This is a genomic window from Streptosporangium album (genome assembly GCF_014203795.1).
In the GTDB taxonomy this organism is placed as follows: Bacteria; Actinomycetota; Actinomycetes; order Streptosporangiales; family Streptosporangiaceae; genus Streptosporangium; species Streptosporangium album.
In genome coordinates this window covers 1002333-1022606 of sequence record NZ_JACHJU010000002.1, presented here as the reverse complement: position 1 = coordinate 1022606, position 20274 = coordinate 1002333, and the positions used below count along the sequence as shown (strand labels likewise).

Genomic DNA, 20274 nt, shown 5'->3' with positions numbered 1-20274 from the left:
GATCGGCGCGAAGCCCTTCCCCACCGTCGGCGGCCCCGGGGAGCCCGCCGGCCCGGAGGGGGCGAGCACGGCGCCCTCCAGCGCAGCCTCGACGGTCTCCGGGGTGAGCGGTGCGCGGGGGCCCAGGCCGATCACCGCGATCGGCGCGGTGCCCGTCACCGAGGCGCCCCGCCGTCCCTGCGGATGCGCGCCCGGACGTCCCTGCGGCTACCGCCGGCCGGGCGTGGTCGCGCGAGGTCGTTCCTGCCCGGATCCTGCGAGCCGTCGACGAGGCGGTTGAGCGCCCGCACGTTGGGCCGGGTGAACATCGAGGTGACCGGGATGTCGATCCCGAACACACCGGTGATCTCCGCGTGGAGGTCGACCAGGGCCATCGAGTTGAGCCCGGCCTCGAAGAAGTTCTCGTCGGGGTCGACGGCCCTGCCGAGCCGGGCCTCGATCATCGTGGCGACCCTGTCGACGGTCGGAACGGTCTGCCCCGGACGGCCCGGCGGGCTCCCCTCGCCGTCCTCTCACCGGTTCTCCACCGGTCGACTGCTCTGAACCATCCGGCACCCTTCGGTCAGCCTCGGGCACGCCGCCGCGCACGCCATGTGCTGATCCTCTGTCAGGGGTTCGGGACACCACAAGACCGTATTTTTGGGTCTCTGCCACTACGCACCGCGATCAGAAGAGCCCAACATGCCGGTACGGCCGCCGCCGGGGCGGTGGCCGTACCGGATGAGAAGGTCAGGCCGGGTGCGAGACGGCCGCACCGATGGTGTGGACGCGCAGGGCGTTGGTGGAGCCGGCCGTTCCGGGAGGCGAACCGGCGACGATGACCACCTTGTCGCCCTTCTCCAGGCGCGCGTTGGCCAGCAGGGACGCCTCGACCTGGCGGACCATGTCGTCGGTGTGGTGGACGAACGGCACCTCGAAGGTCTCCACGCCCCAGGTCAGCGCGAGCTGGTTGCGGACGTGCGGGGCGGAGGTGAAGGCCAGCAGCGGGATCGGCGACCGGTAGCGCGCCAGGCGGCGGGCGGTCTCCCCGGACATGGTGAACGCGACCAGGGCCTTGGCGCCGACGATGGCGCCCACCTCGGCCGCGGCACGGGCGATGGCCCCGCCGGTGGTCTCCGGCAGCCGGTCGAGGCTGTGGGTGGCCTGCAGCGAGGTCTTCTCCGCGGTGGTCGCGATGCGGCTCATCGTCTCCACGGACTCGATGGGGTAGTTGCCGACCGAGGTCTCCCCGGACAGCATGACCGCGTCGGCGCCGTCCATGACCGCGTAGGCGACGTCGGAGGCCTCGGCGCGGGTGGGACGGGGGGCGCTGATCATCGAGTCGAGCATCTGGGTGGCGACGATGACCGGGCGGGCCTTCTCACGGCAGAGCTCGATGGCCCGCCGCTGCACGATCGGCACCTCTTCGAGAGGCAGCTCGACACCGAGGTCGCCGCGGGCGACCATGATGCCGTCGAAGGCCTCGATGATCTCGGGGAGGCGCTCCACGGCCTGCGGCTTCTCGATCTTGGCGAGCAGCGGGAGGCGGACGGCCTCCTGCTCCATGATGTTGCGCACCACGTCGGCGTCGGACGGGCGGCGGACGAAGGAGAGCGCGATGAGGTCGAAGCCGGTGCGCAGAGCCCAGCGGAGGTCGGTCTCGTCCTTGTCGGTGAGAGCGGGCGCGCTGACGTTGACGCCGGGCAGGTTGAGGCCCTTGTTGTCGGAGATCATGCCGCCGATGATCACGCGGGTGGTGACGCGCGGGCCGTCGACCCTGGTCACCTCCAGGTGGACACGGCCGTCGTCGACGAGGATGCTGTCGCCCGGCTTGACGTCGTTGTGAAGGCCCAGATAGGTGGTGGAGACCTGCTCGCGGTCGCCGGGGACCTCTTCGGTGGTGATGGTGAAGACGTCGCCGAAGCCCAGGCGGACCGGGCCCTCCTCGAACGTGCCCACCCTGATCTTGGGGCCCTGCAGGTCCGCCAGCACGCCTACGCCGCGACCTAGTTCGGCGGCGGCCTCCCTCACCCTGTCGTAGACCTCCTTGTGCAGCTCGTGGCTGCCATGGCTGAGGTTGAAACGGGCCACGTCCATGCCTGCGACGATGAGCTCGCGGAGGCGTTCGGGAGAGGAGGTGGCAGGGCCGAGAGTACAGACGATTTTCGCACGACGGGTCACGGGTCCCACCCTAATTGGTACAGACCACTCGGTTGTTACGTTGGTCATAGCGCAGATGAAAAACTCGGTGACATTACGCTACCTGGCCGGACAGTGGGTGGCGAACCGGCCTCCGGGCGCCCCCGGAGGGTTCTCATCAAGCGCCAAGGGGAGATTGAGGGGTTCTCCCGAGAGTGTGCCCATGGATGTGCGGAGAGAGCCACGGTGGGCGAGATGGGCACTGGTCGCGGCGTGTGCGCTGGGCGGGGTGCTGTACGGCTCGTGCCGCAGGTCGCCGAGGGGGTGCTGGCGGTCGCCGTCCTGCACCGGGCCGTGCTGCGCTGGGCGGGCCCGGCGGCGGGATCATGGCGGTCACCTCGCTGGCGTGGGTGGCGGCGGTCGATCTGTGGCCGGGGACCAAGCCGTACATCGGGGGCAGCAGGGACGGCAGCGCCTGGGACCTGGTGGTCGGCTACAACGGCCTGGGCCAGGTGCTCGGGACACGTGACGGAGCCGGGACGGGGCTGGGGAACGCGGGACCGAGCATGGGCGGCGACCCCGGGTGGGACCGGCTGTTCAACGACCAGGTGGCCGGGCAGATCGGCTGGCTGCTGCCGTTCTGCCTGACGGCCGTGGCCGCGGCGGTCGCCGTGTCCGTCACCCGGAGGCGGCGGGAGGGTCCGGGCGAGAACGGGTGTCCGGCTTCACCGGTCGGGGAGCCGAGGCCGACCCCCGGCTCGCCTGGGTGCGGCGCGACTGTGCCCAGGTCCGGCTCGACGGGGTGAGCGACCTCTACCGGTGCGGCATGTGACGTCCTCCCGCGACGGGTGCGGGAGGACGTCACATGCCGCCGGTGCGTCAGTGGGTGGCGGCGATGGTGGCCGCCCTGGCCGCGTTGACGACGCCCCGGCCGTAGAAGCCGTTGCGTGACGCGCCGCCCTCGCAGGTCTGGGGGATCTTCTGGCCCGCGAGACGGTAGACGTAGGTGCGCGGCGAGGGGCAGGACTTCCTGGTGGCGCTGGCGTAGAGCAGACGCTCGACCTCGGCGGGCGGCATGGTGAGGCCGCCCTTGCCGGGCTTGCCGAAGCGGCTGATGATGATGGCGGCGACGCCGGTGGCGTGCGGGGCGGCCATCGAGGTGCCCGCGAGATACTGGTAGTAGGCGCAGGTGCCGCCGTGACAGTCGCGGACCACGGAGGGGGTCGTGGGCCGGCCGTCGGCGGCGACCAGCCCCTGGGCGCGCATCGCCCTCTCGGGAGCGGCGGCCAGGATGGTCCTGGTGGTGTCGGGCCCGCCGGGGCCGTCATACTCGTCGCCGCCGGGGGCCGACAGGTCCGTCTGCTCGACGCCGTAGTCGGAGTAGTAGGCCTTGCGCCCGGTCTTGCCGAGGGACGACACCGAGATCACGCCCTTGGACTCGGCCGGGATGTTGAGGCAGGAGTTGTCGACCTTGCGCGGACGCGCGGAGTCTGCCGGGTAGTCGGGGCTCAGGGTGTCGATCTTGGGGCTGCCCAGGTCGGTCATGCCGTTGCCGAGGGCGCTGATCAGGGTGACGCCGTGCTCGCGGGCGTAGTCCAGGGCGCGCTGCATGCCGGTGATGACGCCACGCTGCTCAAGCTGCTCGGCCTTGGAGTCGGCCGGGTTGTCCGCGCAGTTGAAGAGCCAGGGATCGACGTAGTAGCTCATGTTGACCACGTCGATCCCGGCGTCCGCGGCGTAGGTGAGCGCGTCGAGGCTGGGCTTGAGGAAGAACGTGCCGGAGTCCTGGCCCGCGCGCAGGTTGACCAGGGACACGTTCGGGGCGACGCCGGCGATGCCCAGGCCGTTGACCGGCGAGCCGATCGTGCTGGCGACGTGGGTGCCGTGGCCGTCGTCGTCCCAGTCGACCGGGTCCTTGCACCCCTCGAACTCGCAGGGGCCGTCGAAGTTCTTCCCCTTGGAGTCCTTGGGCATGTCGGTCACGAAGTTACGGCTCAGCTCGCGGTTGAAGTTGGGGGCGATGTCGGGATGCCTCCCGTCCACGCCGGTGTCGATGATGCCGACCAGCACCTTCTTGCTGCCCGGGGCGGTGGCGTAGGAACCGCGGGCGGTGGCGCCCATCATCTTCATGTCCCACTGCCGCCCGGCCAGCGGCTCCTCACCGGGAGAGGAGGAGACTTCCCGAATATCCGAGACGGGGACCTGGTCCGCGGAGCCGGCGAATCCGGTCACCGAGCCGATCCTGCGGTTGGAGGAGACGCCCGCGACGGCGTCGTTGCCGGAGAGGTCCTCCGCGAACCCGGTGTCCGGGCCCCTGGCGACGACGTAGCCGAGTTTGGCCTCGGTGGACAGTGCGGTGCCGCCGCCCGCCTTGATCGCGGCGACCGCCCGGGCCTGGGAGCCCGCGGCGTAGAAAACCAGGTAATCACGGAGCTGCCCGGTGGCGGCCGCCGTCCCGCCGGTCAGGGCGCCCACCGTGAGCGTGCCCGTCAGGGCCACCCCGATCGCCGCGCTGGTCAGCCGGCTACTCCAGTGATTCATCCATCCTCCGCACCTGCTTGGATCAGGCGATCATCCTTCAGGTAGATGACCGTCTGGGCAACTTGAAAACCGATTCACCGATTTTTCCGACATATAAGCAATCGCCGTAATAAAGGCGGCTCCGTACGGCTCCGGCGGATGGTCGCGGAACAGAAGATGCGCTGTCATGAGGTTGTTCGGGGACCTTTTCCATTCAGGTGAGCAGAGAAATGCCCGATCCAGGCTCCCCCGAGCTCAGCCCCGCCGACGGCGCGCACCGGATGTCACCGACCATCGAAGAGGCCGCCCGGCTCATCTTACTCGAGATAGCCCCTGCGGAGGTGCGCTTCCTGCCTCTGGCCTGCGCGGACTTCTTCGGCAACACCATCGCCCGCAGGCGCACGGTCCGCGCGGCGCTGCGGGGCCGCGAGCGCGACGAGCCCACCGGTTTCGACACGGGCGAGGGCATGCAACTCATCCTCGGCGCGATCCTGACCCCGCTCAACGGCGTGGCCTGCGAGGTGCTCACCGGGATGACCACCCAGCAGGTCGGACGGGCCCGCTCCTGGTCGCCCTCACCGGACCGAGACCCTGACCGAGAGGCAGACGCGCCCTCAAAATGCCGTAACGCTATGGCGAACGGCATACGACCTTGCCGTCACATCATTGACTTCCTCCTCACGGCTGAAGCCGGAGGATTCCCACCCTCACGGGTGGAGTTTCCTGCTTCACCGCCAGTCGCCCGCCGGGCCTGCGCCCTTGAGGTCTTACACCGGCTCCACAGGCGTTTCACCTCTCCGCCAGCCCGGCGGCGAGGATGTTCTTCGCGGCGTTCACATCACGGTCATGGACCACGCCACAGGCGCACACCCAGTCGCGGACGTTCAGCGGCATGAACCGCTGGAGCGCGCCGCACGCCGAGCACAGCTTCGAGGAGGGAAACCACCGGTCCACCACCAGCAGCTCCCGCCCGTACCACTGCGCCTTGTACTCCAGCATGGTGCGCATCTGCCGCCAGGAGGCATCAGAGATCGCGCGGGCCAGGCTGTGGTTTTTCACCAGGTTACGCACGGTGAGATCCTCGATCACGACCACTTGGTTCTCGCGGACGATCGCGGTGGTGAGCTTGTGCAGGACATCGCGGCGACGGTCGGTGATCCGGGCATGCACCCGGGCGACCTTCACCCTCGCCCTGTCCCGATTCGCCGACCCCTTCTCCTTGCGGGCCGGTATCCGCTGCGCGCGGGCGAGTCTCCTGCGGTCGGCGCGTTCGTGGCGGGGGTTGGTGACCTTGCCGTCGTCGTCGGTCACGCCCGGAATCGGACGCGACAGGGTGACCAGCGCGGTGATCCCGGCGTCCACCCCGACCATGTCCGAGGTCGGGTCCAGAGGCCGGACGGTGTCCTCACACAGGATCGACACCGACCAGCGCCCGGCCGCGTCCTTCGACACGGTCACCGTGGACGGATCGGCCCCCTCGGGCAGCGGGCGCGACCACACGATGTTCAGCGGGGCGTCCATCTTCGCCAGGGTGAGCCGCCCGTCGTGGTAGCGGAACGCCGAGCGGGTGTACTCGGCCGACAGCCGGGACTTCTTCCGGGACTTGAACGCCGGGTACCCGGCCCGCTGGGCGAAGAAGTTCGCAAACGCCGTCTGCAGGTGCCGCAACGCCTGCTGCAACGGCACCGACGACACCTCGGCCAGGAAATCCAGCTCCTCGGTGCGTTTCCACTCCGTCAGCGCGGCCGACGATTCCACGTAGGAGACCTTGCGGCCTTCCGACCGGTAGGCGCGGGTCCGCTCCTGCAGGGCCTTGTTGTAGACGAGGCGGACGCAGCCGAACGTCCGGGCAAGCTCATCAGCCTGCTCGGGGGTCGGGTAGAAGCGGAACTTGAACGCCCGCTTCACGATCTGCGCCACGCCTCGCATCGTACCGAACGATCAGCTGAAAATCGCGCGCATGTTCGATTTAAACCGTGCGGCACCGTGCCGCGTTTCCTCCCCAGGGCCAAAGCCCGGGGTCTCCACGCTGGAGGTTTTCGATGACGAAGTCCTCCTGCGTCAGCCCAGCCTGGGCCTGCCCCGGCCCGGTGGTGTCGATCCCGACCGGCCCGAGCAGCTCGATCCCGTAGGCGCTCTGGGCCGAAACGATGAGCGCGGCGCTGATGTATCCGGCATCGACCGCGTGTTCACCGGGTCGTAGCCCGCGTCGCTCCAGCGCGGCATGGACCGGTGCGGTCAGCTCGATATCGCCGGTGCAGGCGTTGGTCGTGGCCACGTTGGTGATCAGATGGGGGTGTCCTCGTCACAGGTCTCGCTCAGGTGGACCTTGTAGCCGCACCAGCCCGAGCCGCGTTTGACGCCGTAATGCGCCTGTGGATCGTAGGGCGAAACCATCGGTCCCGACACTCAGAGCCCACCGGGTCCGGGCGTCTTCCCCCTTGGGGAACCGATAGGCGTCCACCCGCGCCCCATACCGTTCGATCCACTCGGCCGAGACCACCGCCGTACTTCCAGTCGATCCGCCCGCGCACCGCGTCGGCGGCCTGCCGATCGCTCAGCCCTTCGGCGAACTGCAGCACCGACACCGGCGCCGGTATCCCGGGAGACAGCCCAGGTCCGCCCCGCGCAGGAAACGCCTCGACGAACTGCTCGTCTTCGAAGAACGGACCGAGTTCATCACGGACCCGCACCGCCAGACATCCCTTGGGGAAAGCCGCCCATGCTATCCGGACGGTTGATTCCGGCACCTCACCAGCGGGACAGGGACGCAGAGACATGGCAGAACCTCCTCCACACACTGTCTGCAAGAGGGTTCCTCCACCGTGTCACGTCAAACGATGATCACCACTCGAATCGGCCAACAGAGTCCTAAAGGCGGAGATTCCCGCCTGCCACACGTGCGGCAAACGCCCGTGGAGGAGCGGTAAGTCCCGGTGTCCGTGCCGGGCACGCACCGGCGAAACGGGAACCCCGGAAACGGGGAACGCTCCGGCGCAAGCCGGAAGCTGCCTGAGAGCGCGCTTACCAAAGCACACTCACAGGCAACGGTAGCCAGCGATCTTGTCTGGATGTCACACATCATCGCTGGTCAGCAGGATCCGCTGAAAATTTTCCCGGTACTGCCGGGACCCCCGCCACAGGCGCGCGGCCCGCCGGGGCCGGGAGACCCGGCGAGACGATCAGACCAGGGGACGGGCCGTCGGCGGGATCGCCACCGGCAGTGCCGTCTGACCGGTGAGGTAGCGGTCGGCCGCCGAGGCGGCCGAGCGGCCCTCGGCGATCGCCCAGACGATCAGGGACTGCCCGCGGCCCATGTCACCGGCGACGAACACGCCGTCCACCGACGACATGTAGCCCTTGTCCCGCGCGACGTTGCCCCGCGCGTCGAAGAACTCGTCCCCGGCGACCGAGGCCAGATCCTCCAGCAGACCCGCCTTCTGCGGGCCGACGAAGCCCATCGACAGGGTGACCAGCTCCGCGGGGATCTCCCGCTCGGTGCCGGGTATCGGCGCGAACCCGGCCGCCGGGCCCTCCACCTCGACCAGCCGCAGCGCCCGCACGTTGCCGTCGGCGTCACCCACGAACTCGGTGGTGGAGACCGCGTAGACCCGGTCGCCGCCGCCGCCGGCCAGTTCCTCGTGGGCGCTCTCCATCTTGAACAGGATGGGGAACGTGGGCCACGGCTGGCTGCCCGGACGGTCCGCCGGAGGCTGAGGCATGATCTCCAGCTGGGTGACCGACGCTGCGCCCTGGCGGATCGCGGTGCCGATGCAGTCGGCTCCGGTGTCGCCGCCGCCGATCACGACCACGTGCTTGCCCTCGGCGCTGATCGGCGAGACCGGGTAGTCGCCCTCCTGGACCTTGTTGGACGGCGGGAGGTACTCCATCGCCTGGTAGACGCCTCCCAGGTCACGCCCGGCGACGGGCAGGTCCCGCCACTGGGTCGCGCCGCCCGCCAGGACGATGGCGTCGAACTCCTCGCGCAGCTGTGCCGCGGTGATGTCGACGCCGACGTTGACGCCGGTACGGAACTCGGTGCCCTCGGCCCGCATCTGCTCGAGCCTGCGGTCGATGTGGCGCTTCTCCATCTTGAACTCGGGGATGCCGTAGCGGAGCAGGCCGCCGATCCGGTCGGCGCGCTCGAACACCACCACGTCGTGCCCGGCCCGAGTGAGCTGCTGGGCGGCGGCCAGGCCCGCGGGGCCCGACCCGACGACCGCGACCCGCTTGCCGGTCTTCGACGCCGGGAGCTGGGGGGTGACCCAGCCCTCGTCGAAGGCACGGTCGATGATCTCGACCTCGACCCGCTTGATCGCGACGGGGTCGGAGTTGATGCCGAGCACGCACGCCGCCTCGCACGGCGCCGGGCACAGGCGGCCGGTGAACTCCGGGAAGTTGTTGGTGGCGTGCAACCGCTCGATGGCCTCGCGCCAGCCGTCGCGGTAGACCAGGTCGTTCCACTCGGGGATGAGGTTGCCCAGCGGGCAGCCGTTGTGGCAGAACGGGATGCCGCAGTCCATGCAGCGCGCGGCCTGCTTGGTCAGTTCCGGCCGGGGGAAGTCCTGGTAGACCTCCCGCCAGTCGCGGATGCGCACGTCCACCGGGCGGCGCGCCGGCAGCTCGCGCCCGTGAGTGAGGAAACCCTTCGGGTCAGCCATCGGTATGCCCCCCTTATCCCTGAACCGCAGCGGTCATGACCGCCTCGTCGACGTCTCGGCCCTCGATGCGCGCGGCCTCGGCGGCCCGCAGGACCCGCTTGTAGTCCACCGGCATGATCTTGCTGAACCGGGCCGGATCCCAGTCGGTGAGGAGTGCCTTGGCGACCGTGGAGCCGGTCTCCGTCAGGTGCGCCTCGACGATCTCCCGCAGCGTCTCGGACTCGGCCGCGTCCAGCGTCTCGATCTCCACCATCTCGCGGTTGACGCGGTCGGGGTTGAGGTCGAGCAGGTAGGCGACGCCGCCGGACATGCCCGCCGCGAAGTTGCGGCCGGTCGGGCCCAGGACGACCACCCTGCCGCCCGTCATGTATTCGCAGCCGTGGTCGCCGACGCCCTCGACGACCGCGGTGGCGCCGGAGTTGCGGACGCAGAACCGCTCCCCCATGACGCCGCGGACGAACGCCTCACCGGAGGTCGCGCCGTACAGGCCGACGTTCCCGGCGATGATGTTCCCCTCCAGCGGGGCCTCGTCGTGCGGCTGGAGAGTGATCCGGCCGCCCGACAGGCCCTTGCCGAGGTAGTCGTTGGCGTCGCCGGTCAGGCGCAGCGTGACGCCCTTGGGCACGAAGGCGCCGAAGGAGTTGCCCGCCGAGCCGGTGAACCGGACCTCGATGGTGTCGTCGGGGAGCCCGGCTCCGCCGTACCGCTTGGTCACCTCGTGGCCGAGCATGGTGCCGACCGTGCGGTTGACGTTGCGGATGGGCAGCTCCAGGGTGACCCGCCGGCCGTCCTTGAGCGCTCCCTCGGCGAGCTGGATCAGCGTGTGGTCCAGCGCCGCCTCCAGCCCGTGGTCCTGCCCCTGCGTACGGCGGAGCGCGGCACTCTCGGGCAGCTCCGGCTGGTGCAGGATCGGCGCCAGGTCCAGGCCCGCGGCCTTCCAGTGGTGCTCGGCCGGGGTGGTGTCCAGCAGCTCGGCGTGGCCGATGGCCTCGTCCAGGCTGCGGAAGCCCAGTGCGGCGAGGTATTCGCGGATCTCCTCGGCGATGAACTCGAAGAAGTTGACCACGAACTCGGGCTTGCCGGTGAAGCGCTTGCGCAGCTCGGGGTTCTGGGTGGCGACGCCGACCGGGCAGGTGTCCAGGTGGCAGACGCGCATCATCACGCAGCCCGAGACGATCAGCGGGGCGGTGGCGAAACCGTACTCCTCGGCGCCGAGCAGCGCGGCGACGACCACGTCGCGGCCGGTCTTGAGCTGGCCGTCCACCTGCACGACGATCCGGTCGCGCAGGCCGTTGAGCAGCAGCGTCTGCTGGGTCTCGGCCAGGCCGAGCTCCCAGGGGGCGCCCGCGTGCTTCAGCGAGGTCAGTGGGGAGGCACCGGTGCCTCCGTCGTGACCGGAGATGAGCACGACGTCCGCGTGAGCCTTGGACACGCCCGCCGCGACCGTGCCGACGCCGACCTCGGCCACGAGCTTGACGTGCACGCGGGCGACCGGGTTGGCGTTCTTCAGGTCGTGGATGAGCTGGGCGAGGTCCTCGATGGAGTAGATGTCGTGGTGCGGCGGCGGCGAGATGAGGCCGACGCCCGGGGTGGAGTGCCGGGTCTTGGCGATCCACGGGTAGACCTTGTGGCCGGGAAGCTGGCCGCCCTCGCCGGGCTTGGCGCCCTGCGCCATCTTGATCTGGATGTCGTCGGCGTTGACCAGATACTCCGAGGTCACGCCGAACCGGCCCGAGGCCACCTGCTTGATGGCCGAACGGCGGGCGGGGTCGTGGAGCCGCTCGGGGTCCTCTCCGCCCTCTCCGGTGTTGGACTTGCCGCCCAGCCGGTTCATCGCGATCGCGATGGTCTCGTGCGCCTCCATCGAGATGGAGCCGTAGGACATCGCGCCGGTGGAGAACCGTTTGACGATCTCGGAGACCGGCTCGACCTCGTCGATCGGGACCGGCTCGCGGACGCCGTCCCTGAACTTGAACAGGCCGCGCAGCGTCATCAGCTTCTCGGCCTGGGAGTCCACCAGGCCGGTGTACTCCTTGAAGATCTCGTAGCGGCGCGAGCGGGTGGCGTGCTGCAGCTTGAACACGGTCTCGGGGTTGAACAGGTGCGGTTCGCCCTCGCGGCGCCACTGGTACTCCCCGCCGACCTCCAGGCGGCGGTGGGCGTTCTCGGCCCGGGGGTAGGCCCGGCCGTGGCGGAGCGCGACCTCCTGGGCCAGGACGTCGAAGCCGACGCCGCCCAGGCGGGAGGTCGTCCCGGCGAAGCAGGAGTCGATGACGTCCTTGCCGAGCCCCAGCGCCTCGAAGATCTGCGCACCGGTGTAGGAGGCGACGGTGGACACCCCCATCTTGGACATGACCTTCAGCACGCCCTTGCCGTACGCCTTGATGAGGTTGCGCACGGCCTTGTGCTTGTCGATCCCCAGGGCACCGGAGTCGACCATGTCCTCGACGGTCTCGATGGCGAGGTAGGGGTTGACCGCGCCCGCGCCGTAGCCGACGAGGAGCGCCATGTGGTGGGCCTCGCGGGCCTCGCCGGTCTCGATGACCAGGCCGGCCCGGGTGCGGGTCTTCTCGGCGATGAGGTGGTGGTGGACCGCTCCGGTGAGCATCAGCGACGGGATCGGCGCCAGGACGCCGGAGGAGCCCCGGTCGGAGAGCACGATGATCCGCGCCCCGCCCTCGATCGCGGCCGAGACCTCGGCGCGGATCTCCTCGATGCGGCGCAGCAGCGCCTCCCCGCCGCCGGCGACCTCGTACAGGCCGGAGACGACATACGGATGGAAGCCCGGGAGCGCGCCCTCGTCGTTGATATGGATGATCTTCGCGAGCTCGTCGTTGTCGATCACCGGATACGGCAGCACGAGCTGGCGGCAGGAGGCCGGGCCCGGGTCCAGCAGGTTGCCCTCGGGGCCGAGCGTACTGGCCAGGGAGGTGACGAGTTCCTCGCGGATGGCGTCCAGCGGCGGATTGGTGACCTGCGCGAACAGCTGGCTGAAGTAGTCGAACAGGAGCCGGGGCTTCTCGCTGAGCACCGCGACCGGGGTGTCGGTGCCCATCGAGCCGATCGGCTCGGCACCCGCCTTGGCCATCGGCGACAGGATGATCCGCAGCTCTTCCTCGGTGTAGCCGAAGGTCTGCTGCCGCTTGATCAGCGCCTCGTGGGTCGGGATCTCGCGCGAGCGGGCGGGCAGTTCCTCGAAGCGGACCAGCCCGGCGTGCAGCCAATCGCCGTAGGGCAACTCGGCGGCGAGCTCCGCCTTGATCTCGTCGTCTTCGATGATCTTGCCGAGCTCGGTGTCGATCAGGAACATCTTGCCGGGCTGCAGGCGTCCCTTGCGGACCACGTCCTGAGGGGCGATGTCGAGCACGCCCGCCTCGGAGGCCAGCACGACCAGGCCGTCGGCGGTGACCCAGAACCGGCCGGGGCGCAGGCCGTTGCGGTCGAGGACCGCGCCGACCAGGGTGCCGTCGGAGAAGGTGATCGAGGCCGGGCCGTCCCACGCCTCCAGGAGGGTGGAGTGGAACTCGTAGAACGCCCGCCGCGCGGGGTCCATCTCGGTGTGGTTCTCCCACGCCTCGGGGATCATCATCAGCACCGCGTGCGGCAGCTTGCGCCCGGCGAGATGGAGCAGTTCCAGCGTCTCGTCGAAGGAGGCGGTGTCGGAGCCGTCCGGGTCGCAGATCGGGAAGAGCCGCGACAGCTCGCCGGGGAGGGCGGCGGTCTTCAGCATGGCCTCGCGGGCCCGCATCCAGTTGCGGTTGCCCTTGACCGTGTTGATCTCGCCGTTGTGGGCGACATAGCGGTAGGGGTGCGCCAGCGGCCACGACGGGAAGGTGTTGGTGGAGAAGCGCGAGTGGACCAGCGAGATCGCGGTCTCGTAGCGCTCGTCACTCAGGTCGGGGAAGAACGACTCGACCTGCAGCGGGGTGAGCATGCCCTTGTAGACGAGCGTCCGGGCGCTCAGCGAGGGGAAGTAGACGTCCGCCTCGTGCTCGGCCCGCTTGCGCAGGCAGAAGGCCAGGCGGTCCAGTTCCAGGCCGCTCTCGCCACCCGGGGAGCTCACGAAGAGCTGCCGGAAGGACGGCATCACCGCGCGGGCGCTCGGCCCGGGGAGGGTCTGGTCGACAGGCACGTCACGCCACCCGAGAACCGTCAGGCCCTCCTCCGCCGCGATCTCCTCGATCATCCGCACGGCGATCTCGCGGGCCTCGGCGTCGGAGGGCAGGAAGGCCATGCCGACGGCGTAGGCGCCCGTCGCGGGCAGCGGGAAGGCCGTCACCGCGCGGAAGAAGGAGTCAGGGATCTGCGTCAGGATTCCGGCTCCGTCGCCGGTGTCCGGTTCGCTACCCTGGGCCCCTCGGTGATCGAGATTGCAGAGGGCCGTCAGAGCCTTCTCGACGATGTCGTGGCTGCGGCGTCCGGCCACGTCCGCGACCATGGCGACACCACAGGCGTCGTGCTCGTGCGAGGGGTGGTACAGGCCCTGGGGCTCGGGGAAGCCGAGGTGGGCAGCAGGCATTGAATCCCTCCCGTCGTCTTGCTTCTCTGGACAAGCAAAGGGACGACGTTGGCCCTGCTGCGTAGTGTGTAGACATTACCGTACCCTGCCGGAAACGTGCCTACTCAGTCCATATAGCGAGCATTTGGTACGCATCTACCTGCTTGGTGTAACGACGCGGCCGGGCAGAACATTCCAGGTGGGGGATCTAGGGTGGCCCCATGGAAGCGATTGCGGCGCTCATCGCGCAGGCGGGTGTGGACGGCAGGCGGCTGCGGACGGTGCTGGCGTTCCTGGGCGACGGCCGCTGGTGGACTCTGGCCGATCTCGTCCGGGAGAGCGCGACGTCGCGGCGGACCGTCGAGTCCCTGCTGCGCGAGGTCGAGCTGGAGCGCTCAGGTGACCGCTTCCGGCTCCGGGAGCCACTGGTCGGCCTCGTGGGAGGCGGGATGCCGCCGGCCGACCCGGTGGCACACCTGCTGCCCCATCACACCGATCTGGTGACGCGGATGGAGGAGCTCGTCGCCAAGGCGCCCCGCGGCCGCCAGGCGCTGGACCACGTGGCCGCGACCGCCGACACCGTGGTCCGCAGGGCCCTGCTGCTGGACGCCCGGTTCTGGCTGGACGGAGCCCGGCTCCTGTGCGTGGGCGACCACGACCTGACCTCGCTGGCGACCGCGATGCTGCACCCGGGCGTCGAGGTGACCGTGGTCGACATCGACGAGCGCATCCTGGCCTACATCGCCGAGGAGGCCGACCGCTCCGGTCTCAACGTACGGACCCGCTGGGCCGACCTGCGCCTGGGCCTGCCCGCGTCCGCGCAGTCCTGGGCCGACCTGGCCCTGACCGATCCGCCCTACACCCCCGAGGGCGTCGGGCTGTTCACCGCCCGCGCCGTGGAGGGGCTCCGCGACCGCGAGCGGGGCAGGATCCTGCTGGCCTACGGGGCCAGCGAACGCACCCCGGCCCTCGCTTTCAAGGTGCAGCACGCCCTGTCCCAGCTCAACCTCGTCAACGAGGCGATCTATCCCGACTTCAACCGCTACCACGGCGCCGAGGCCATCGGTTCGGCCGCCGACCTCTACATCCTGCGCCCCACCACCAAGACCTGGCCCGCCGTGGCGGCCCGCGTCGACGGCTTCGGCGCCGCCATCTACACCCACGGCCCCCAGTCCGTCGAGTCCGCAGCCCCGGCCTCCCCCACGCTGGCCGCCCTCGGCCAGGCCTCGGACGCCCCCGGCGTGCTCGTCGGCGACTGGCCGAAGGACCTGCTCCCCAAGACGCCCCGGGCTCGCCTGACGACCTGGCTCGCCAAGCCCTACGCCAGCGACCCCGCCAGAGTGGCGATAGCCGTACCGGCCGGTCTGGAGGCGGCGCTCCCCCGGCTTCTGCTGGCCACCCGCGCCCAGCACGTCCTCCTCACCCTGGCCGGACCGCCGCAGGGCCTCACCACCGGCCCGCTGTCGGCGGTCTACGAGCTGACCGCCGAGGGCGCGACGGTCCATGCCGTACGGCTGCCGCCCCCGGCGACGGACTCCGGGCGGATCCTGCGCCGCATCCTGGACAACGCCCACGGCAAGCTCGCCAACACCTGGCGTGAGGGGCTCATCAAGGCCCGGGGAGACCTGACCAAGAAGCAGGCCAGGGCGCTCGTCACCGACGTCGCGCCCTGGGCCGACGACGTCACCGTCCTCGAACTGCCCGCCCACCGCCTGGAGGAGCTCCCCGCCGCGGTGACGGCCTCCCTCACCGCAGCAGACGCCGCTGGATCACCAGGCTGAGGCTGTCCACCGCGACCTGCGGGTAGGTGAGGTCCACCCGGCTCGCGCGCCCCACCGGGGCGACCCAGCTCACGGTGACGTAGTGTCCCAGCGCCCGCGCCTGCGCCCAGCTGCGGGAGGCGTCGAAACCGGCGGGGGTGCCGGGAGCCGGCCGTACGAAACCGCCGTCTCTGAGAGCGGTCACAAGCCTGTCCGCCGCGGCGGAGTCGGCCAGGTTGAAGATGAGGAACTGCCCGGAGACCCTGTCGTCCGGGGAGGCGTAGCGGGCCCGCAGCACCTGGGTGCAGCCCGTCACCGCGTCCTCGGCGCTCCCCCACACCACCGAGGCGCAGTCGGTGATCGTCTCGGTCTCCTTGCTCGCGAGCGTGGTCTGGCCCGAGGTCACCGATCCGCCGGGGAACATCTCCGCCTCGGTCAGCGGCTCGGGGTCGGCGGCGCGGGTGGCGATCGGTGCGTAGTGTGCCGTGGTCGGCTCGCTCCGGAAGGCGGCCGGGCGCGGGGCGTCCCCGTCGCCCCCTAGCAGGAGGAACGCCGCCCCCGCGATGACGACGACCAGCACGGCGGCGACGGCGATCCACTTGCGCATGACCGATGAGCCTACTGCGACCGCTGGTGTCGCGCAGGTCTAGGAGGGGGGAGTGGCCGCGACGACGCGGCGGAACACCACCTTCTCCGCACCGCGGACCGCCAGGGACAGGGAGACGAAGTCGTCCTTGGGCCCCGGTTCGGCGCCGTCGGTCCGGCCGATCCAGACCAGGCCCGCGTAGTGGCCCATGGCATGACCGCTGGCCTCGGTGTAGCCATCGGCCGGGAAACGCGCCCTGCCCGACTCCAGCGGATTGGTCCAGCCGCCCCGGTGCAGGGCCGTCAGGGACTGGACGAGGGCGTCGGCGGAGGCGGTGTCACGCAGGTTCAGCAGGGTGTACTGGGCGACGTAGCGGCCGTCGGCGCTGGCGTAGACGCCCCGGGCCGCCTGGGTGCAGCCGGACTGGGCGAGCTGGTCGACCAGGCCCTGTCCCCAGACCGCCACCGAGCAGTCGGCGTCCAGCTTGGTGCCCGCCGCCAGCTTCAGGGTGATCTTGCCCTCCTTGAGGACCCTCTCGGCGAAGATGTCCTTCAGGGTCAGCGGGGCCGGGTCGGCCTTGCTCTGCGCGATCGGCGCAAACAGCTTCGGCGAGACCCAGCCCTTGTAGGCGTCCGGCCGTGGCTGGGTGGAGATGGCCGCGGCGGTGGCCCGCTGGGGCACGAAGTCGTTGCCCAGCGAGCCGACGACGAAGGTCAGGACGACCGCGGCGACCAGCACGCCGGCCACCGACGCGATGATCACGAGCAGCCGCTGCTGGCCCCGGCTCAGCCCCCACTCCTCCAGCCGGGGGATGCTCCAGGTCTGCTCCTTGGCCGGGGTGCGGCGGCGCTTGCGGGCAGGGGTGCCCATCACAGCCCACCCCCTCCCAGCAGATGACCGAGGGCGAAGGTCAGACTCGCCGCGACCACGCCGACGACGAGCTGGCGCAGCCCGCTGTACCACCAGCTGCGCGCGGTGACCCGGGAGACGAGCGCCCCCGCGCCGAACAGGGCCACGCAGGAGATCACCGCCGAGCTCACCAGGCTGGTGACCCCCAGCAGATAGGGCAGGAGCGGCAGGACCGCGCCCACGCCGAAGGACAGGAACGACGAGACGGCGGCGGTCCTGGGCGAGGGCAGGTCGTCCGGGGTGACCCCGAGCTCGGCCAGGGCGTGCACCTCCAGCGCCTTCTCGGGGTCGCGGGAGATCTGCCTGGCCACCTCGGCCGCCAGGTCGGGATCGACGCCGCGCGACTCGTAGAGCTTGGCGAGCTCCTCCTGCTCGGATTCGGGGTTGCGCTGGAGCTCGCGCCGCTCGATGTCGATCTCGGCCATGGCGAGCTCCCGCTGACTGGCCACCGAGACGTACTCACCGCCGGCCATGGAGAACGCGCCCGCGGCAAGCCCGGCCATCCCGGCCAGCACGATGACCTTGGTGCTGGCCGTGCCGCCGGCGACACCCGCGATCAGGGCGAAGTTGGAGACCAGCCCGTCCATCGCACCGAACACCGACGGCCGCAGCCAGCCGCCGTTGACGTCACGGTGTGCGTGATGGATCTCCGCGCGTCCGCTGGACCCGCCTGTGCTCATCGGCTACCGCTTCTCTTTCTCTCCCCCGGATACGGTGTGCGGCGTGATCTCCTCCTGGGAGGCCGCGGCCCTGCCCGGTCCATCGTCGTGCTCGTCCTTCTCGGCCTCGTCGGCCTGGTCAGACGGGTGCGCCGGATCGACGGCGTCCTCACCGTCCGGCGCGAGCTCCGGGGTGGCGCCGACGGACTCCTCGCCGGTCTTCCTTCCGGCGTACCAGAAGTAGGCCAGCGCCGCGACGAACAGGATGATCGAGGTCCACTGGTTGAGCCGCAGGCCGAGGATGTGGTGGGCGGCGTCGATCCGCAGGCCCTCGATCCAGAACCGGCCCAGGGTGTAGCCCGCGACGTAGAGGGCGAACACCCGGCCGTGACGGAGCGCGAGCTTGCGACCGGCCCAGATCAGGACGAGGGCCAGGCCCAGGTCCCAGATCGACTCGTACAGGAACGTGGGGTGGTAGGTCGACACGCCCGCCACCGTGCCCGGCCGGTCGGGGTCGATCTCCAGGCCCCACGGCAGGTCGGTCGGGCTGCCGAACAGCTCCTGGTTGAAGTAGTTGCCCCAGCGGCCGATGGCCTGGGCGACGACGATGGCGGGGGCCACGGTGTCGGCCACCGCGGACAGGGAGAGTCCCCGGCTGCGGCAGCCGAACCACACGCCCAGGGCGCCGAGCGCGACGGCACCCCAGATGCCCAGCCCGCCGTTCCAGATGAACAGCGCCTCAATGGGCCTGTTCGGCGCGTCCGGCCCGAAGTAGAGCTGCCAGTCGGTGATGACGTGGTAGAGACGCCCGCCGACCAGGCCGAACGGCACGGCCCAGACTGCGAGGTCCACGATGGTGCCGGGCGCGCCACCACGGGCGCGCCAGCGGCGCTCACCGATGATGACGGCCACGATGACACCGAGCACGATGCACAATGCGTAGGCCCTGATGGGGACCACGCCGAGGTACCAGACCCCCTGGGAGGGACTGGGAATCGAGGCGAGGGGCATGTCAGGTGACGTTACCGTGTCCCGGGCTACTTGGCCGCATCAAGGACGGCCTTGCGCAGATCGCCCGGTTTGAAAGCGACGTCGTTGTCCACCTCGGTGCCGTTGAGCTTCAGCGTCGGGGTGCCCTTGAGCTTCGCCGACTCCAGGACCTTGGTGCTGTATTCGATGTGCTGGGCGGCCTTCTCCTGCTTGGTCACGCAGGTGTCGAAGCCTGGAGTGGTGACCCCCGCGTCCTTGCCCCAGGCGACCAGGTCCTCGATCTTGAAGCCCTCGACCGTCTCCGACGGCTGCTCCTTGAACAGTCTGTCGTGGTATTTGGCCCACGGGGCGCCACCGGGGATGCAGCGGGAGGCCGCTCCGGCGCGGACGGAGTTAGCGCGGGTCACGCCCTTGTTCATCTCCTGAGGGAAGATCGTGATCGAGTGGTAGACCACCTTTGCCCTGCCCTCGGCGGCCAGGTTCTTGATCGTGGCGCCGCTGGTCTCCTCCAGCGCCTTGCAGGCGGGACACTGGAAGTCCTCGTAGACGTCCAGCACGGGCTTCTCCACACCCGGCTTGGCCATCACCACGGAGCCGTCGGCGGCGACGGTGATCGGCGCCAACGCCTCGGCGACCTGCTCGGACTTGCTCCCCTGGGCGGCGTACCACCAGCCGGCCCCGACGGCACCGAGCGCGACGACCGCCACCGCCGTGATCGTCACGATGCGCCGGAGCCGCTCCTTCTGCCGCTGCTCCTCGCGCTGCGCCTTGATTCGGTCACGCGCCGACTGATCCCGCGCGGCCTTGCCCATCAGTGGTTCTCCTTTTCGTAGGGTTTCTCGTCGTCGCCCTCGATGTCGTCATCGTCGTCATGCGACCGCTGCTCGGGGGCCAGCCCCAGCGCGGAGTCCAGAGCGAAGCGTCCCGGCGGCAGCCAGGCGACGACGACACCGAGCACGAAGAGACCGGAGTCCCGCAGGATGTCGATGAGGTAGTCGGGCTCCACCCCGGCCTTGAGCTGACCGCCGCCACCGAAGCAGCCGCAGTCGATCCGCAGCCCGCGCGCCCACACCGAGGCGATGCCGATGACGAACGCCAGCATGAGCAGCGCGGAGACGATGCCCGCCACACGGCTGAGCAGCCCGACAACCAGCAACACCCCTATGACGATCTCCAGGATGGGCAGGCCGTAGCCGACCACCGTGGCGAGCGAGTCCGGAAGCAGTTCGTATGCCTTGACCGACTGTACGGACAGCACAGGGGTGCCGATCTTTCCCCAGCCGGCGAAGATCAGGACGCCCGCCAGCACCAGCCGGGAGACGGTCGTCACCCAGGGTAGCGCCGAACTCGCCGAACGCGACCGACGAAGCACGGGCTTGTCAGAAGTCACGAGCACCATCGTCTCCTATTCCGGGCCCCCATTTATGACATACCCCCACGGATACGGGTATATCTGGAGAAAACCCCATCACGAGCTAGATAAGCGTCGAATAAGTTATTTACCGGACAGGAAACCGGAGGGTCGCCCTACCGGAAACACGCAGGTGAGGCCCGGCACAGCAGGCAGCATCCT

Annotated in this window: 14 protein-coding genes and 2 pseudogenes; 2 read left to right on the top strand and 14 right to left on the bottom strand. The window is 70.0% G+C overall.

The genetic code is table 11. The features are described from left to right. Nucleotides 1-155: 155 nt before the first annotated feature. Both FHR32_RS28545 and pyk read right to left on the bottom strand, forming a co-directional pair. Nucleotides 156-446, bottom strand: a pseudogene (locus tag FHR32_RS28545) (acyl carrier protein); the annotation flags it as partial. A gap of 283 nt (nucleotides 447-729) precedes the next feature. After that, nucleotides 730-2160 (bottom strand): pyruvate kinase, encoded by a 1431-nt coding sequence (gene pyk, locus FHR32_RS28540; protein WP_184757598.1) that lies wholly within the window; start codon nucleotides 2158-2160, stop codon nucleotides 730-732. Between the two features lie 344 nt (nucleotides 2161-2504). On the opposite strand from pyk, the gene FHR32_RS28535 reads away from it, so the two are divergent. Further along, a complete protein-coding gene (locus FHR32_RS28535) occupies nucleotides 2505-2924 on the top strand; it encodes a hypothetical protein (protein WP_184757597.1) in 420 nt (139 codons plus the stop codon). 73 nt (nucleotides 2925-2997) lie between these two features. On the opposite strand, the gene FHR32_RS28530 is transcribed toward FHR32_RS28535, so the two are convergent. The 6 genes and pseudogenes from FHR32_RS28530 to gltB form a co-directional block, all read right to left on the bottom strand. Then, entirely contained in the window at nucleotides 2998-4659 is a 1662-nt protein-coding gene (locus tag FHR32_RS28530) for a S8 family peptidase (RefSeq protein WP_184757596.1), read from the bottom strand. A 657-nt stretch (nucleotides 4660-5316) separates the two neighbouring features. Next, nucleotides 5317-6567, bottom strand: a pseudogene (locus tag FHR32_RS28525) (RNA-guided endonuclease InsQ/TnpB family protein). Between the two features lie 40 nt (nucleotides 6568-6607). Continuing rightward, complete coding sequence (locus FHR32_RS28520) at nucleotides 6608-6916, bottom strand: hypothetical protein (protein WP_184757595.1); 309 nt, start codon at nucleotides 6914-6916, stop codon at nucleotides 6608-6610. Nucleotides 6917-6956: 40 nt separating this feature from the next. After that, on the bottom strand, nucleotides 6957-7418 hold the full coding sequence (locus FHR32_RS47780) for a transposase (RefSeq protein WP_486389395.1): 462 nt from the start codon (nucleotides 7416-7418) through the stop codon (nucleotides 6957-6959). Nucleotides 7419-7820: 402 nt separating this feature from the next. Continuing rightward, nucleotides 7821-9299: a glutamate synthase subunit beta gene (locus tag FHR32_RS28515; protein ID WP_184757594.1), complete on the bottom strand. Its 1479-nt coding sequence runs from the start codon at nucleotides 9297-9299 to the stop codon at nucleotides 7821-7823. Nucleotides 9300-9312: 13 nt separating this feature from the next. Further along, on the bottom strand, nucleotides 9313-13818 hold the full coding sequence (gene gltB, locus FHR32_RS28510; RefSeq protein WP_184757593.1) for a glutamate synthase large subunit: 4506 nt from the start codon (nucleotides 13816-13818) through the stop codon (nucleotides 9313-9315). Between the two features lie 200 nt (nucleotides 13819-14018). On the opposite strand from gltB, the gene FHR32_RS28505 reads away from it, so the two are divergent. Further along, nucleotides 14019-15578: a bis-aminopropyl spermidine synthase family protein gene (locus FHR32_RS28505; protein WP_184757592.1), complete on the top strand. Its 1560-nt coding sequence runs from the start codon at nucleotides 14019-14021 to the stop codon at nucleotides 15576-15578. Here the strand turns inward: FHR32_RS28505 and FHR32_RS28500 are convergent. From FHR32_RS28500 to FHR32_RS28475, 6 genes are read right to left on the bottom strand one after another with little or no spacing between them, the layout of a single operon-like run. Beyond that, the gene (locus FHR32_RS28500; RefSeq protein WP_184757591.1) at nucleotides 15544-16164 is read right to left on the bottom strand and encodes a hypothetical protein; all 621 of its coding nucleotides are present in this window, start codon (nucleotides 16162-16164) and stop codon (nucleotides 15544-15546) included. The genes FHR32_RS28505 and FHR32_RS28500 overlap by 35 nt on opposite strands. 39 nt (nucleotides 16165-16203) lie before the next feature. Then, nucleotides 16204-17016 (bottom strand): hypothetical protein, encoded by an 813-nt coding sequence (locus FHR32_RS28495; RefSeq protein WP_184757590.1) that lies wholly within the window; start codon nucleotides 17014-17016, stop codon nucleotides 16204-16206. Further along, nucleotides 17013-17732, bottom strand: a complete 720-nt coding sequence (locus tag FHR32_RS28490; RefSeq protein WP_184757589.1) for a VIT1/CCC1 transporter family protein — start codon at nucleotides 17730-17732, stop codon at nucleotides 17013-17015. The genes FHR32_RS28495 and FHR32_RS28490 overlap by 4 nt, the downstream gene beginning before the upstream one ends. Before the next feature lie 3 nt (nucleotides 17733-17735). Continuing rightward, nucleotides 17736-18722 (bottom strand): prolipoprotein diacylglyceryl transferase, encoded by a 987-nt coding sequence (lgt, locus tag FHR32_RS28485; RefSeq protein ID WP_246467455.1) that lies wholly within the window; start codon nucleotides 18720-18722, stop codon nucleotides 17736-17738. Nucleotides 18723-18748: 26 nt separating this feature from the next. Next, on the bottom strand, nucleotides 18749-19513 hold the full coding sequence (locus FHR32_RS28480) for a DsbA family protein (protein ID WP_184757588.1): 765 nt from the start codon (nucleotides 19511-19513) through the stop codon (nucleotides 18749-18751). Then, nucleotides 19513-20100: a DoxX family protein gene (locus FHR32_RS28475; protein ID WP_184757587.1), complete on the bottom strand. Its 588-nt coding sequence runs from the start codon at nucleotides 20098-20100 to the stop codon at nucleotides 19513-19515. Before FHR32_RS28475 ends, FHR32_RS28480 begins: the two co-directional genes overlap by 1 nt. Between the last annotated feature and the right edge of the window lie 174 nt (nucleotides 20101-20274).

Excerpts from the sequence above, each read along its gene's own strand:
- FHR32_RS28535 (WP_184757597.1), top strand. The coding sequence starts at position 2,505 with ATGGCGGTCACCTCGCTGGCGTGGGTGGCGGCGGTCGATCTGTGGCCG.
- FHR32_RS28530 (WP_184757596.1), bottom strand. The coding sequence starts at position 4,659 with ATGAATCACTGGAGTAGCCGGCTGACCAGCGCGGCGATCGGGGTGGCC.
- FHR32_RS47780 (WP_486389395.1), bottom strand. The coding sequence starts at position 7,418 with ATGTCTCTGCGTCCCTGTCCCGCTGGTGAGGTGCCGGAATCAACCGTC.
- FHR32_RS28515 (WP_184757594.1), bottom strand. The coding sequence starts at position 9,299 with ATGGCTGACCCGAAGGGTTTCCTCACTCACGGGCGCGAGCTGCCGGCG.
- gltB (WP_184757593.1), bottom strand. The coding sequence starts at position 13,818 with ATGCCTGCTGCCCACCTCGGCTTCCCCGAGCCCCAGGGCCTGTACCAC.
- FHR32_RS28505 (WP_184757592.1), top strand. The coding sequence starts at position 14,019 with ATGGAAGCGATTGCGGCGCTCATCGCGCAGGCGGGTGTGGACGGCAGG.
- FHR32_RS28500 (WP_184757591.1), bottom strand. The coding sequence starts at position 16,164 with ATGCGCAAGTGGATCGCCGTCGCCGCCGTGCTGGTCGTCGTCATCGCG.
- FHR32_RS28490 (WP_184757589.1), bottom strand. The coding sequence starts at position 17,732 with ATGAGCACAGGCGGGTCCAGCGGACGCGCGGAGATCCATCACGCACAC.
- lgt (WP_246467455.1), bottom strand. The coding sequence starts at position 18,722 with ATGCCCCTCGCCTCGATTCCCAGTCCCTCCCAGGGGGTCTGGTACCTC.
- FHR32_RS28480 (WP_184757588.1), bottom strand. The coding sequence starts at position 19,513 with ATGGGCAAGGCCGCGCGGGATCAGTCGGCGCGTGACCGAATCAAGGCG.
- FHR32_RS28475 (WP_184757587.1), bottom strand. The coding sequence starts at position 20,100 with ATGGTGCTCGTGACTTCTGACAAGCCCGTGCTTCGTCGGTCGCGTTCG.